At 62.1% G+C, this 13,715-nt stretch carries 11 protein-coding genes; 3 read left to right on the top strand and 8 right to left on the bottom strand.

Annotation, left to right across the window (positions count from 1 at the left end):
• Genes VR863_RS06105 through VR863_RS06095 form a run of 3 tightly spaced genes read left to right on the top strand, consistent with a single transcriptional unit; the run spans position 1 to position 4,907 of the window.
• Positions 1 to 3,540 carry an error-prone DNA polymerase gene (locus VR863_RS06105; RefSeq protein ID WP_324827586.1) on the top strand — a complete coding sequence of 1,180 codons (3,540 nt, stop codon included), beginning with the start codon at positions 1 to 3 and terminating at the stop codon, positions 3,538 to 3,540.
• A 9-nt stretch (positions 3,541 to 3,549) separates the two neighbouring features.
• Positions 3,550 to 4,185, top strand: a complete 636-nt coding sequence (locus VR863_RS06100) for a LysE family translocator (RefSeq protein ID WP_324827585.1) — start codon at positions 3,550 to 3,552, stop codon at positions 4,183 to 4,185.
• Positions 4,182 to 4,907: an extensin-like domain-containing protein gene (locus tag VR863_RS06095; RefSeq protein ID WP_324827584.1), complete on the top strand. Its 726-nt coding sequence runs from the start codon at positions 4,182 to 4,184 to the stop codon at positions 4,905 to 4,907. The genes VR863_RS06100 and VR863_RS06095 overlap by 4 nt, the downstream gene beginning before the upstream one ends.
• A gap of 22 nt (positions 4,908 to 4,929) precedes the next feature.
• Here VR863_RS06095 and phoB read toward each other — a convergent pair whose 3' ends face one another.
• The 8 genes from phoB to VR863_RS06055 all read right to left on the bottom strand — a co-directional run bounded on the left by phoB (position 4,930) and on the right by VR863_RS06055 (position 13,650).
• Positions 4,930 to 5,616: a phosphate regulon transcriptional regulator PhoB gene (gene phoB / locus VR863_RS06090; protein ID WP_324827583.1), complete on the bottom strand. Its 687-nt coding sequence runs from the start codon at positions 5,614 to 5,616 to the stop codon at positions 4,930 to 4,932.
• A 70-nt stretch (positions 5,617 to 5,686) separates the two neighbouring features.
• Positions 5,687 to 6,358: a phosphate signaling complex protein PhoU gene (phoU, locus tag VR863_RS06085; protein ID WP_324827582.1), complete on the bottom strand. Its 672-nt coding sequence runs from the start codon at positions 6,356 to 6,358 to the stop codon at positions 5,687 to 5,689.
• Complete coding sequence (gene pstB, locus VR863_RS06080) at positions 6,358 to 7,104, bottom strand: phosphate ABC transporter ATP-binding protein PstB (RefSeq protein ID WP_324827861.1); 747 nt, start codon at positions 7,102 to 7,104, stop codon at positions 6,358 to 6,360. Before pstB ends, phoU begins: the two co-directional genes overlap by 1 nt.
• 38 nt (positions 7,105 to 7,142) lie before the next feature.
• Positions 7,143 to 8,393, bottom strand: a complete 1,251-nt coding sequence (gene pstA / locus VR863_RS06075) for a phosphate ABC transporter permease PstA (RefSeq protein WP_324827581.1) — start codon at positions 8,391 to 8,393, stop codon at positions 7,143 to 7,145.
• Positions 8,386 to 9,771 carry a phosphate ABC transporter permease subunit PstC gene (gene pstC / locus VR863_RS06070; RefSeq protein ID WP_324827580.1) on the bottom strand — a complete coding sequence of 462 codons (1,386 nt, stop codon included), beginning with the start codon at positions 9,769 to 9,771 and terminating at the stop codon, positions 8,386 to 8,388. Before pstC ends, pstA begins: the two co-directional genes overlap by 8 nt.
• A 16-nt stretch (positions 9,772 to 9,787) precedes the next feature.
• Positions 9,788 to 10,834, bottom strand: a complete 1,047-nt coding sequence (locus VR863_RS06065) for a substrate-binding domain-containing protein (RefSeq protein ID WP_324827579.1) — start codon at positions 10,832 to 10,834, stop codon at positions 9,788 to 9,790.
• Positions 10,835 to 10,954: 120 nt separating this feature from the next.
• Complete coding sequence (locus VR863_RS06060) at positions 10,955 to 12,331, bottom strand: OprO/OprP family phosphate-selective porin (protein ID WP_324827578.1); 1,377 nt, start codon at positions 12,329 to 12,331, stop codon at positions 10,955 to 10,957.
• 131 nt (positions 12,332 to 12,462) lie between these two features.
• Entirely contained in the window at positions 12,463 to 13,650 is a 1,188-nt protein-coding gene (locus VR863_RS06055; protein ID WP_324827577.1) for an ATP-binding protein, read from the bottom strand.
• Positions 13,651 to 13,715 lie beyond the last annotated feature (65 nt).

Below are 13,715 nucleotides of genomic sequence, written 5' to 3'. Positions count from 1 at the left end.
ATGCCCGAGAACGACCTTCAGATACCCAAGCGGCGGATCGAGCTCGATCCCGACCTGATCGATCCGCCCGCGCGCGCGGCGTTCGTGGAACTGGGCATGGTTTCCTGCTTCAGCTTTTTGCGCGGGGCATCGGATGCGGTGGACCTGGTGCTTGCCGCGCGCAGCCATGGATACGATGCGATCGGGATTGCCGATGCCAACACAATGGCCGGTGTGGTCCGTATCCATACGGAATCGAAAACACTTAAGATAAAGCCGCTTATAGGGTGCAGGATAGAAACGGTCGAAGGGCTGTGCTTTCTCGCCTATCCCCGCAATCGCGCGGCCTATGGGCGCTTGTGCCGCCTGATATCGGCCGGGCGGATGTCTACGCTGGATGGCGAATGGCAGGCAAAGGGCGAATGCCACATCAGCCTGCGCATGCTGGCCGAAGAATGCGAAGCTGTGCAGTTGATCGTGCTGCCGCCGCGCGATCTGGCGCGGCAATTCACTGTGCCCGCCTGGGCCAGCAATGTCGTCGGCCTGGGGGGCGAGCGGGTGCAGGCGCATCTGTCCGTGCCTTTCGCAGATGCCGTGCGGCACCTTGCGGCGGGCCTGCCCGGCTTGCGGCATATCGCGGCGGCCTATCTTTACGCCGGTGACGATATCGCGCGCATCGAGGCGCTGGACGCGCTGGCCCGCGAAAACGGCCTCGGCATCCTTGCCACCAACGATGTGCATTACCACACGCCCGACCGGAGGCCGTTGCAGGACGTGATGACCGCCATTCGCCACAAGACCACCGTCGCGCGGGCCGGACATTTGCTGCACGGCAACGCCGAACGATATCTGAAACCGCCCGCAACGATGGTGCGCCTGTTCGATCGCTGGCCCCATGCGATCGCGGCCACGCGCGATGTAGCCGACGCCTGCGATTTCAGCCTCGATGAACTGGCCTACGAATATCCCGAGGAAATCTATCCTGATGGGCAGGGGCCGCAGCAGCACCTCGAAAGCGAAACCTGGAAAGGGGCGAACTGGCGTTACCCCAGCGGCCTGCCAGACAGTGTCCGGCAGACGCTGCATCGCGAACTGGCGCTGATCGCCAAGCTGGACCTTGCGCGCTATTTCCTGACCATCAAGGATATCGTCGATTACGCTCGCGGTGTCGATCCGCCGATCCTGTGCCAGGGGCGGGGCAGCGCGGCCAATTCAGCCGTCTGTTATTGTCTTGGCATCACGTCTGTCGACCCGGCCAAACACGCCCTGTTGTTCGACCGCTTCATTTCGGAAGAACGCAAGGAGCCGCCCGATATCGATGTCGATTTCGAGCATGAGCGGCGCGAGGAGGTGATCCAGTATATCTACGGCAAGTATAGCCGCCATCGGGCCGGTCTGTGCGCCACCGTGATCCATTACCGGCCCCGAATGGCAATCCGCGAGGTGGGCAAGGCAATGGGGCTCACCGAAGATGTTACCGCTGCCCTCGCAAAAACCGTGTGGGGTGGGTGGGGCCGCGAAATCAGCGAGAAACACGCTGCGGAAACGGGGATGGATGTAACCGATCCACATCTTAAACGCGTGTTGAAACTCACCGAACAAATGATTGGTATGCCGCGCCATTTGTCCCAACACGTTGGCGGATTTATTCTCACGCAAAGCGCGTTGAGCGAAACGGTGCCGATCGGGAATGGCGCCATGCCCGAACGCAGTTTCATCGAATGGGACAAGGACGATATCGAGGCGCTTGGCATCCTCAAGGTCGATGTGCTGGCGCTGGGAATGCTGACCTGCATCCGCAAGTGCCTCGACCTGCTCGACGAGCACCACGGTCGTACGCTGACCCTGGCCAGTGTTCCGCGGGAAGATCCGGAAACCTATGCCATGTTGCGCAAGGGGGATTCGCTCGGCGTGTTCCAGGTCGAAAGCCGCGCGCAGATGAACATGCTTCCGCGGCTCCGGCCGCGTGAATTCTATGATCTGGTCATCCAGGTCGCCATCGTGCGCCCCGGCCCGATTCAGGGGGATATGGTCCACCCCTATCTCAAACGCCGCCGCGGGGCGGAACAGGTGGTCATTCCTGCACCGTCGCCCGAACACGGCCCGCCTGACGAACTGTCCAGCATCCTCGAGCGCACGCTCGGTGTCCCGATCTTTCAGGAACAAGCCATGAAGATTGCGCTCGACGCGGCGAAATTTTCGTCGCTGGAAGCCAACCGGCTACGCAAGGCGATGGCGACCTTCCGCAGTCGCGGCATGGTGGACGAATTGCAGGACATGATGGTCGAACGGATGGTGGATCGCGGGTACGACCGCGACTTCGCCCAGCGCTGCTTCAACCAGATCCGCGGGTTCGGCGAATACGGTTTCCCGGAAAGCCACGCGGCCAGTTTTGCGCATCTGGTCTATGTAAGCAGCTGGATGAAATGCCATTTTCCGGCGGCTTTCGGCTGCGCGCTGCTGAATTCCCAGCCCATGGGTTTCTATGCGCCGGCCCAGATCGTGCGCGATGTGCGCGAGCATGGCGTCACGGTGCTGCCTGCTGACGTCAATCTGTCCCAATGGGATTGCACGCTGGAAGGGGCGGGTGCCGCCGGGGCATCACGGCACGATAGCGGCGGGATCGTCGCGCTCAGGCTGGGCCTGCGGCAGATCGACGGCCTGCCGGAAGCCGTGGCGGCACGGCTGATTGCCGAACGTGAGGAGCATGGCGCCTATGCTGACGTCACGGCGCTGAGGGATCGTGCCCGCATCGGACCTGCGCATATCGAGCGGCTTGCCAACGCCGACTGCTTCGGTTCGATGCAGCTGTCGCGACGCCAGGCGCTGTGGGATGCGCGCAGCCTGATCGGTGGGGCGGACCTGCCGTTGTTTGCTGCCGCGCAGGCGCGCGACGAAGGTGCCGAGACGTCGCGCACGCAGTTGCCGCAAATGCCGCTCAGCGAGGAAGTCGTCGCCGATTACCAGACCACGCGCCTCAGCCTTAAGGCCCACCCGCTGGCGTTCCTGCGCGCCAGCCTTGCCGAACGCGGCTTCGTGCGCGCCTGTGACCTGCGCGAGCGCAAGTTTCGCAGCATGGTTCATGTCGCAGGCGTTGTGCTGATCCGCCAAAGGCCCGGATCGGCCAAGGGTGTGTGCTTCATCACGCTGGAGGACGAGACGGGCGTCATCAACCTTGTGGTGTGGCCTGACCTGAAGGACAGGCAGCGCCGCGTGGTGATGGGAAGCCGGTTGATGGAAGTGCGCGGGCGCGTGGAATACGACGACGAAGTGATCCACGTCATCGCGCAGCACATGACTGACGCAACGGACCAGCTCTATCGCCTCTCGGACGATATGCTCAACGCGCCTGTCGCACGGGCCGATCATGTCAGTTCACCGTTGCCGGACAAATTCAATCCGCGCGACAATCTCAAGCACGGGGCGGACGATCCCTACCAACCGGTGGAGCCGTGGCAGGAACCGCCAGCGGGCAATAGCGAATGCGGGTGGCACGATCCGGCATCGGGCGGGCACCCGCGTAATGTTCGAATCGTTCCCCCAAGCCGGGACTTCCATTAGGGGGCCTTCATGATCGATGCCGAAAAGCTTGCCGCCTTCATGCTGGTGACCGCCACCACGAGCATCGTGCCCGGCCCATCGATGCTGTTCGTCATGGGGCAGGCGATCTGGCGGGGCGCGCGGTCGGGCTGGGCTGCGTTGCTGGGAATGCAGATCGGATACTGCGTGTGGTGGCTGCTCGCGGCACTCGGCCTGGGCACCCTGGCGCGGACTTACCCGCTCGCCTTCCGGCTGCTTGCGCTTGCGGGTATCGCCTATCTTGCCTGGCTGGGGATCAAGGCCATTCGCCACTCCTTCCACGCGGGCGAGGACAGCGAGGCGCCCGCGCAGGCACCGTCTGACAACGCGTTCCGCGATGGCGCGATAGTCGCCATCGGAAATCCCAAGTCCCTGCTCTATGTCGTTGCAATAATACCACCTTTTGTCGATCCGGCGCAATCGGTCGGCGGCCAGATCGTGGTGCTCGCCATCGTGGCACTCGTCCTCGATCTTGCGGTGGGTTGGCTGTACATCGGGGCGGGCCGCCGACTGGCCAGCGCGATGGAACGCGCAGCCACGCGGCGGTGGGTTGACCGGGGAATCGGCCTGGCTTTCCTGGCGATTGCCGCGGCCATTCTGGTCGATCTTTTGCGGACTGGCGTGTGACCAAGCCTATTTCCCGATGGGTCGGGCCCTTCCGCATCGACCGCAGGGTGGTCCTGCTGCTGGTCCTGGCTGCTATCGCGCTGGCCGGGCGGGCCTGGCTTGAAGAAAATCCGCAGCACAATCCCTGGGCACCGCTGGACCTGCGTGATCCACATGGCATGGCAACGACCGCAAAGCTGATCGCGTTGAGGGACGATCCGCAAACATGTCGCGCGGTTCTCAGCCGCAGCGAGGTGGCGTTCCGCGCGCTTGAACCAGCGGGCGAAGGCGCATGCGCGCGTACCGACCGCACACTGCTCGGCTCTTACCCCCTCGACCCCGCTACGCCGCCGGTGACCTGTCCCGCCGCGATCGGGTTGGTCTTGTGGGAGCGCGATGTGGTCGGCCCTGTTGCCGAAAGAATCTTCTCAAGCAAAATCGAAACTATCCAGCATCTTGGCGCTTATTCCTGCCGCCGCCTTTATGGCAACGATGATGGCCCGTGGAGCGAACACGCAACCGCAAATGCAATCGACATTGCAGGTTTTACGCTAGCAGACGGAACCCGGATCGATGTTCTAAGGGACTGGGAAGGTGACGGGCCCAAGGCGCGTTTTCTACGCGAAGTGCGCGACGGTGCCTGCCGAAGCTTCGCCACGGTGTTGAGCCCGGACTACAACGCTGCCCATCGCGACCATCTGCACCTCGACATGAATCCGGGTTGGCGCAGCGTCTGCCGGTGATCGTGGGCTGTTTGCCCTTCGTTCAGGGTTCGAGCGAATAGCCAGCGCTGCGAACGGTGCGAACCGGATCCTTCAGCCCTTCCAGCTCGATAGCCTTGCGAAGTCGGCGGATATGTACGTCGACCGTGCGCAACTCGATATCGCTTTCTGTGCCCCAAACCCCGTCGAGCAACTGCCCGCGGCTGAACACGCGGCCCGGGCTTTCCATGAAGAACTTGAGCAGGCGGTATTCGGTCGGTCCGAGTTGCAGGGTTTGTCCGCGCCGTGTGACCTTGTGCGCCACGGGATCGAGGGCGATATCGCCGACTTCGATAGTTTCGCCGGCGAGTACCGGGCGGATACGCCGCATGACCGCCGCGACGCGTGCCAGCAATTCACGCGGAGAAAACGGCTTGGTCAGATAATCGTCCGCGCCCGTATCCAGTCCGCGAACCCGGTCATCCTCCGCTTCGCGTGCGGTCAGCATGATGATGGGGACGTGCGCGGTTTCCTTGTCGCGGCGCAGACGCCGACAGACTTCGATGCCGCTGGTCCCCTCGATCATCCAGTCGAGAATGACGAGGTCGGGCGTTTCTTCCGCTGCAAGCAACAGGGCCTCGTCCCCGTCCGCTGTGGCGCGAACCTGGTAGCCTTCGTTGCTGAAACGATATTCCAGAAGCTCCGAGAGGGCGGGATCGTCCTCTACCAGAAGCAATTTGGCCGCGTTCAAATTCTTGCCTTCCTGCGATAATCTTATCTCGGACGGCATCTCAATATGACCTTCTTGCTACGGTTTTGTGTCAGCCGTCTTCGTCAGGCGGATAAAGGCCTGTCGCGGCAAAATGAACCATTTCAGCAACATTCGTCGCATGGTCGCCTATGCGCTCGAGATTGCGAGCGACGAACAGCAGCTGCGCCGCGCTCGAGATGGTCGACGGATTTTCGACCATGTGGCTGACAAGGTTGCGGAAGATCGAATTGTAGAAGGCATCGACCTTCTCGTCCGCAGCGATCACTTCGCGGGCCAGTTCCGCATCGCGCGCAGCGTAGGCGGTGAGCACATCGTGAACCATTTCGCTGGCGACTTCGGCCATTGCCGGAAGCAGCGTTAGCGGTTCGAACTGCTTGCGGTTGGACCCGATTTCCTTGCTCGCCTTGGCGATGTTCTTCGAATAATCGCCGATCCTCTCGACCACGCCGGCAATCTTGAGGGCGGCGATCACTTCGCGCAGGTCATCCGCCATCGGCGCACGCAGGGCGATGATGCGGACGGCAAGCTTGTCGACTTCGCTTTCCAGCGCGTCGATCTTCTTGTCGCCCTTGACGACCTTGTCGGAAAGCTCGTCATCGCCTTTGACGAGCGCTTCGATCGCGTTGTGGATTGCGGCTTCGGACAGGCCGCCCATCTCCGCGATCAGCCCGCGGAGGCGCGTGATATCCTCGTCGAATGCCTTGACGGTATGTTCCTGCATCAGCCGTAGCGCCCTGTGATGTAATCTTGCGTCCGCTTTTCCAGCGGATTGGTGAATATGTCAGAAGTCCGCCCATATTCCACCATCTTTCCGAGGTGGAAGAACGCGGTGCGCTGGCTGACGCGCGCAGCCTGCTGCATCGAGTGGGTTACGATCACGATCGCGTACCGGCCGTTGAGTTCGGCGATCAGCTCTTCGATTTTCGCAGTCGCAATGGGGTCGAGTGCCGAACACGGTTCATCCATAAGGATAACCTCGGGATCGACTGCGATGGCCCGCGCGATGCACAGGCGTTGCTGCTGGCCGCCCGACAGCGCGGTTCCGCTGTCCTGCAGACGATCCTTCACTTCTTCCCACAGGCCCGCGCGCTTGAGCGATTTTTGAACCACCGCGTCCAGCTCTTCCTTGCCCTGCGCCAGGCCATGGATCTTGGGGCCATAAGCGACATTGTCGTAAATCGACTTGGGAAAGGGGTTCGGTTTCTGGAAGACCATTCCGACGCGGGCGCGAAGCTGTACCACGTCCATCTTGGAACGGTAGATATCGTCGCCATCGAGCGTGATCACACCTTCCACCCGCGCTGACGGAATCGTGTCGTTCATCCGGTTCAGCGTGCGCAGGAAGGTCGATTTGCCGCAGCCCGAAGGGCCGATGAAGGCGGTGACGTATTTCGTCGGGATGTCGATCGACACCTCGTCGATAGCCTTCTTGTCCCCGTAGAATACGGAGACGTCCCGCGCGCTCATCTTGGCGTCGGTCGTTTCAAGGTTCTGATGGACTACGGTCACCACTTTTTCTCAAACTTGTTTCGCAGGTAGATGGCGAGCCCGTTCATCACGAGCAGGAAAAGCAATAGCACGATAATCGCTGCGCTGGTGCGTTCCACGAAACCGCGGTCAATTTCATCCGACCACAGGAAAATCTGGACCGGCAGAACGGTGGCCGGAGAGGTAAATCCATCAGGCGGGGTCGCCACGAATGCGCGCATGCCGATCATCAGCAGCGGGGCCGTTTCACCCAGCGCGCGGGCCATGCCGATGATGGTCCCGGTCAGGATGCCGGGCAGGGCAAGCGGGAGGACATGGTGGAACACCACCTGCACCGGCGAGGCACCCACCGCGAGCGCGCCGTCACGAATGCTGGGCGGCACGGCCTTGATCGCGTTACGTCCCGAAATCACGATGACGGGCATCGTCATCAGGGCCAGCGTCATCCCGCCGATCAGCGGTGCGGACCTCAAATTCGGGAACAGGGTGAGGAAGACGGCAAGGCCCAGCAGCCCGAAAATGATCGATGGCACGGCGGCAAGATTGTTGATCGACACTTCGATGATATCGGTCCACCGGTTCTTAGGGGCGTATTCCTCGAGGTAGAGAGCCGCCAGAACACCGATCGGGAACGCCAGGGCCAGAGTTACGATCATGGTCAGGATGGACCCTTTCAGCGCCCCCCAGATCCCGACCTGCTGCGGGTTCGTGGCATCCGCACGGCTGAGAAACGCGGGGTCGAAATTCTTGACCAGCACGCCTTCGTCGGAAAGGCGCTGGGCCAGCGCCTGCATTTCCGCAGAACCTTCACCGGAATATCCGGAGGCCAGCTTGGCTGACGCCGGCAACGAGTAGACCGCTTCGGTCCTCAGGATCGAAGGATCGGCGATGATGTCGGCGGCGACATCGCGCCACGCCTGCGCGCCAAGTTCGCTGGCCGCTTCCTCGCCCAGAGCTTCGGTGGCGAAATAATCCACCACGTCGGCCAGGCCCTGGGCCTGGAGCGTCTGGACCGCGTCGGTCTGCGCCATGGTGGCGCTGTCGGCGGCGATGCCCGATTGCGACAGGTCAATCGGCACTTCGAGTTCGACGCGCTGAAATCCGCCGATTCCGTTGATAGTCATGTTGCCGAGCAACACGAGAAGCACGGCTATCGAGAACAGGATCGCACCGAGGCCGATTGCGCGGAATCGCCGTTCGGCGGAGTAGCGCTTGGCCAGGCGAGCCTCGAATTCAGGCGTACGGGTGGGGGCCACGCGATCAGTCATAAGCCTCGCGGAACCTCTTTACGACGCGCAGCGCGATGAAATTCAGCCCCAGCGTGACCATGAACAGCACGAAGCCAAGAGCAAAGGCGCTGAGAGTTGCCGGGTGATCGAAGCTGCCTTCGCCGGTCAGCATCGCAACGATCTGCACGGTAACCGTGGTCATCGCCTCGAGCGGATTGGCGGAAAGGTTCGCGGCCGTCGACGCGGCCATCACCACGATCATCGTTTCGCCGATCGCACGGCTGATGGCGAGCATGATGCCTGCAACGATACCGGGGAGAGCCGCCGGAACCAGGACGCGGCGGATCGTTTCGCTGGTCGTTGCGCCCATCGCCAGGCTGCCATCGCGCATGGATTGCGGAACGGCGGCGATACTGTCGTCAGCCATGGACGATACGAACGGAATGATCATCACGCCCATGACCAGACCTGCGGCAAGCGCGCTTTCGCTGGACGGATTGGACATCCCCATTTTCAGCGCGAGATCGCGGATCGCCGGTGCAATCGTCAGCGCGGCGAAATAGCCGTAGACGACGGTCGGTACACCGGCGAGGATTTCGAGCGCCGGCTTGACCCAGGCACGCAGGCGCGGCGCGGCATATTGGGTCAGATAGATCGCGCTCATCAGGCCAAGGGGGATCGCAACGATCATGGCGATGATCGCGCCGATGAAGATCGTGCCCCAGAACAGCGGGATCGCGCCATAGCGGCTGCCATCGGGGTTTTCGGGATTGCTCATGGGGTCGGGACCCCAATGGGTTCCGAACAGGAAGTCCAGCGGCGAAACCATGCCGAAGAAGCGAACGGTCTCGAACACCAGGCTGGCGACGATGCCGATCGTGGTCAGGATGGCCACCAGCGAAGCGCCGAGGAGGATGGACATGACCATCTTTTCCACGCGCGTTCGTGCGGCAAAATCGGGCTTCAGGCGGAGGAAGGACCATGCCCCACCGAGAAAGGCGATCAGCAGCGTCACCACGATGCCGATCATGTTGTAGTGCGAAAGCGCCTCGCGATAGGGTTCAATCAGCCCCTGCGCCTGAGTGTTGAAAACCGCCGGCGCCGCGCCGGTCGCTACGGCGCGGGCTTCGTTCAGAATCGTCTGGCGCTGGAAGCCGAAGGCCGGAAGTTCCGCGGCGGCCGGGCTCGCAAGGACCGACTGGTTGATCAGGCCGGGTGAAATCACGCTCCACAAGGCGACGAAAGCCAGAACCGGCAGGACAATCCACAGCGCCACATACCAGGCGTGGTAATTGGGGAGGCTGGCGAGGCGTCCGTCGGCGCTGTCGCGACGGAACGCCCACGCACGAGCACGGGCCGCCAGCCATCCGGCAAGCCCGAGGCCAAGGGCCAGGAGAAGCAGGATGGCTGGAGACATGTGTTACATTCAAACCTTACTTGAGCTGCGAACCGTCGAGCGTTGTGTGCTCGATAGCGGCTTTGGTGTTGGCCGCCATAACGTCATCAGGCGATGCGACAAGACCGATCTTGGCCAGTTCACCACCCTTTGCCCACATCTTCGTCCACTGGGCGAGGTATTCCTTCAGACCCGGGATGGCGTTGAGGTGGGCTTTCTTGACGTAAACATACAGCGGACGCGCGCCCGGATACTCGAAGGTCGAGATGTTTTCATAGGTCGGAGCCACGCCATTCATGCTGAGGCCCTGAACCTTGTCGGCGTTTTCTTCGAGGTAGGAATAGCCGAACACGCCGACTGCCTTGGGGTTACCTTCGATCTTCTGAACGATCAGGTTGTCCTGTTCGCCCTGATCGACATAGGCGCCGTCCGAACGCACTTCGGTGCAGAGCTGGTCGTAGCGATCTTCGTCGCTGTCCTTCAGCGCCTTCATTTCGGCGTTCGACTTGCACCCGGCTTCAAGAACGAGTTCCTTGAGCGCATCGCGCGTGCCCGAAGTGGACGGCGGGCCGTAGACAAGGATGGGCTCGTTCGGCAGCGACGGGTCGATGTCCGACCAGTTCTTCGAAGTCTGTTCCTTGCCATACGGGCTGGCGGCCAGCGCTTCGTAAACCTGCTGGGGGGTCAGGTTCATGTTGATACCGCCCTTCGACGAAGCGAAGGCAATGCCGTCGAGCCCGACCTGAATTTCGATCACGTCGGTAACGCCATTGGCCTGGCAATCGGCAAACTCGCTCGCCTTCATGCGGCGCGAGGCGTTGGCCATGTCCGGCGTATCGGCGCCCACGCCCGAGCAGAACAGCTTCATGCCGCCGCCGGTTCCGGTCGATTCGATAATGGGCGACTTGAAGTCGGGGTTGGAGCGAACGAACGCTTCGGCCACATTCTTGGCGAACGGGAACACGGTCGACGAGCCGACGGCGCGGATCGAATCGCGCGAACCGCCATCGGAACTGGCGCCGCCGCAAGCGGACAGAGCAACGGCCGACACGGCTGCGAAGATATAGGATTTGGTCTTGGTCATGATTAGCCCCTTGGGTTGATAGCTAGCGGCGCCAGAGCGCGGGAATGTTACAGGGTTGCGACAGGCGTATGTCTTTTGCCGGATATGCCGGGGCGGACCAACACCCGCCCCGTATCGCGATCAGAAATCGATCTGCGCGCGAACACCGACCGCGTCGACAGAGTAGGAGGTGTCGCCCGTGGTGGTGGGATAGACGGCATCGTCGTATTTCAGCTTCCCGTAATTCACCATAAAGGCGGTGTAATCGGTCGGCTTCCAGATCAGCGATGCAAGGAAGCCGTTTTGCGTTCCGCCAAGGACACCGGCATCGTTGAGATCGAGATAGTCGTAACGAAGGTTGAACTGGATCGAACCGATCCCGCCGTCACCCACAGGATTGGCAGGCTTGCTGCGATCGAACTTGCCGCCCTTGTACCCGCGCGTATCGCCTCCGGTGAGAAAATACCCGACTTCGGCATATCCACCGAAGAAGCCAGGGTCTTCCATCGCACCGGGCATGTTGACCGACTGCCAGTACCCTTCGGCAGCGGCATGGAACGGGCCGGAAATCATCGCCGCTTCGACACCCACGCCGAATTCGCTTTGTGCGGCAAGGTTGCCGGTGTTGACGAAGCGTTCGGAGGTGAAGTGAACCAGCGGACGCTGGCGGTAGCGAACGGTTGCGGCTGCATCGCCCATGTCGTTGTAATGCAGCGAACCGCCGAAGTGCAGCTGAGTGTCGCCCATCTTGGGGCTCAGCACCAGCCGCGCATCGGCACCGCGATTGTTGGTGCCGGTATCGGCGAAGTTGTCCGTGAACACGCCGCCCTGTGCCGAAACGATGCCGCTGGCATAGGAAACCGAGGCACCGATACGCCGTTCAAAGCCGAAGGCATCCGTGAAGGCTGCACGTTCGATAAAGGTCGTGTGAAGGCTGCTGGTCAGCTCTTCCAGTGACTGGAAGTTGTTGTGGTGGCCCACGATCACTTCGATCGGGCCATCGGCATACGATAGATAGGCGTCGGCGGCTTCGACTTCGTTGCCTGCGAAGTCGAGCTCGAACTTGTATCCGAAGCCGCCCGGGATATCGCCCGACACGCCAAGGCGCGCACGGCGCACTTCGTTGCCAAAGCCGTCGTCGCGTCCGGTGGATTCGGGCACGCTGGTGAAACCGGCATCGTACATCAACCGTCCGCGCGGCTTGAAGCTCCAGCCGCCTTCGCCCTTGATCTCGGGTGCGCCCTTGAATGCGATCGAGGTCTTCGATGCCGTGGGGGCAGGGATGGCAGCAACGGCTTCGGCCTGCGCGGCAATCGTTGCGTCCTGCGCTTCGTTTGACGCCTTTGCGGTCGCCAGTTCGCCTTCGAGCTGGTCGATACGGGCGTTCATGGCCGAAAGCTGGGCGCGCATCGCGGCAAGTTCGTCAGCCGTGACGGTTACGTCCTGGGCCAGCAGCGGTGTTGCCATGGTGCAGCTGAGCGCAGCGGCCGCGACCGAGAGGCGAAAAATACGTGTCATGCGGAATCCTTTAAGGAAATACGTCGATCCGCTGACGCCCCTATGACGGGCAAATTACAGTTGTGTGACAGGCGCTGCTTACCCGCGGCTGCGCTGTGGATAAGCTGTGGACGAACCGAAGCGGTCGCCTGCTATTCGGCTCCGTCGGCCGCTTCGATCGGAAGGGTCACGGTGACGCGCGTTCCTTCACCGGGCGTGCTTTCAATATCGAGCCGGCCACGATGGCGTTCCACGATGTGCTTGACGATGGCGAGGCCTAGCCCCGTGCCGCCTGAGGCGCGGCTGCGCCCCGGATCGGTGCGGTAGAAACGGCGGGTCAGGTGGGGGATGTGTTCGGCCGGAATGCCTTCGCCCTTGTCGGTCACGGTCAATCTGACGCGGTTTTCCCCCTTGGGGTGGACGCGCACGGTAACCACCTGGTCGTCGGCACCGTATTTCAGGCCGTTGTCGATCAGGTTGCGAACCAGTTGCTCCAGCTGCTGGGCATCGCCGCGCACGAAGAATTGACCCTTGGCCTCGAAATCGATTCGCCCGGCACGATCGCTTCCGGCGCCGTCGCGCGCGGCGCGTTCGACAAGGGCACCGAATTCGATGCGGTCTTCGGGAAGGTCATGCTTTTCCGCCTCGATGCGGGAAAGCGACATCAGGTCGCTCACCAGATCCTGCAACCGCCGCGATTCGCGCTGGATCGTGCCCAGGAACCGGTCGGCCATCTTTGGATCGAGGTTGTCGACGTCTTCGCGGAGCGTTTCGACATAGCCGATGATCGACGCCAGCGGTGTGCGCAGTTCGTGGCTGGCGTTTGCGACAAAGTCGGTGTGCGCCCGGCTGATGTCGGCCTCGGCGGTCTTGCTGACAAACTCCACGATTGAAAGTTCGCCGCCCAGCATCTGCCGGTTGATTCGCCAGATGTCGTTGCGACGTGCCAGTCCGCGAACGATCGCGCTGCCATCTTCGCCGCGTTCGATCAGCCGGACCGCCTCTGGCTGGCGCAAGGCCATGCGCACGTCCTGCCCCAAAATATGGGAGCCGAGCAGTTTGCGGGCGGAAAGGTTCGCGATGATCACTCGTTCGCGTTCGGTGATGACCACGGGGGTTTCGGAATGTTCGAACAGTTCGCCCATCCGGTCGCGCGAAAAGGCGGATTCGTTCTTGGTATGCTGGGGCGGCGGCGGAGTGGAGCCGACCAGCCACAGCGACCCCGCCCAGACCAGCAGGACCGCGAGGACATAGATGAACTCCACGCCCACGATGGCGAGGATGCCGCAGGACAGCAGCGCCAGAACGAAACCGGACCAGGGGAAGGGGCGCGCATCCATCGTCCGCGCGGCTTAGACGCGTGGCAGCGATGATGCCAACCGATATCGGGTTTGTGTCACAACCG

Source organism: Qipengyuania zhejiangensis (assembly GCF_035607565.1).
Taxonomy (GTDB): Bacteria; Pseudomonadota; Alphaproteobacteria; order Sphingomonadales; family Sphingomonadaceae; genus Qipengyuania; species Qipengyuania zhejiangensis.
The sequence above is the reverse complement of the archived record's forward strand: the minus strand, read 5'-3'. Positions and strand labels throughout refer to the sequence as shown.

What these genes read in the sequence shown, in the direction of transcription:
- VR863_RS06105 (WP_324827586.1), top strand. Translation starts at nt 1, where the DNA reads ATGCCCGAGAACGACCTTCAGATACCCAAGCGGCGGATCGAGCTCGAT.
- VR863_RS06100 (WP_324827585.1), top strand. Translation starts at nt 3,550, where the DNA reads ATGATCGATGCCGAAAAGCTTGCCGCCTTCATGCTGGTGACCGCCACC.
- phoU (WP_324827582.1), bottom strand. Translation starts at nt 6,358, where the DNA reads ATGCAGGAACATACCGTCAAGGCATTCGACGAGGATATCACGCGCCTC.
- pstB (WP_324827861.1), bottom strand. Translation starts at nt 7,104, where the DNA reads ATGAGCGCGCGGGACGTCTCCGTATTCTACGGGGACAAGAAGGCTATC.
- pstA (WP_324827581.1), bottom strand. Translation starts at nt 8,393, where the DNA reads ATGACTGATCGCGTGGCCCCCACCCGTACGCCTGAATTCGAGGCTCGC.
- pstC (WP_324827580.1), bottom strand. Translation starts at nt 9,771, where the DNA reads ATGTCTCCAGCCATCCTGCTTCTCCTGGCCCTTGGCCTCGGGCTTGCC.
- VR863_RS06065 (WP_324827579.1), bottom strand. Translation starts at nt 10,834, where the DNA reads ATGACCAAGACCAAATCCTATATCTTCGCAGCCGTGTCGGCCGTTGCT.
- VR863_RS06060 (WP_324827578.1), bottom strand. Translation starts at nt 12,331, where the DNA reads ATGACACGTATTTTTCGCCTCTCGGTCGCGGCCGCTGCGCTCAGCTGC.
- VR863_RS06055 (WP_324827577.1), bottom strand. Translation starts at nt 13,650, where the DNA reads ATGGATGCGCGCCCCTTCCCCTGGTCCGGTTTCGTTCTGGCGCTGCTG.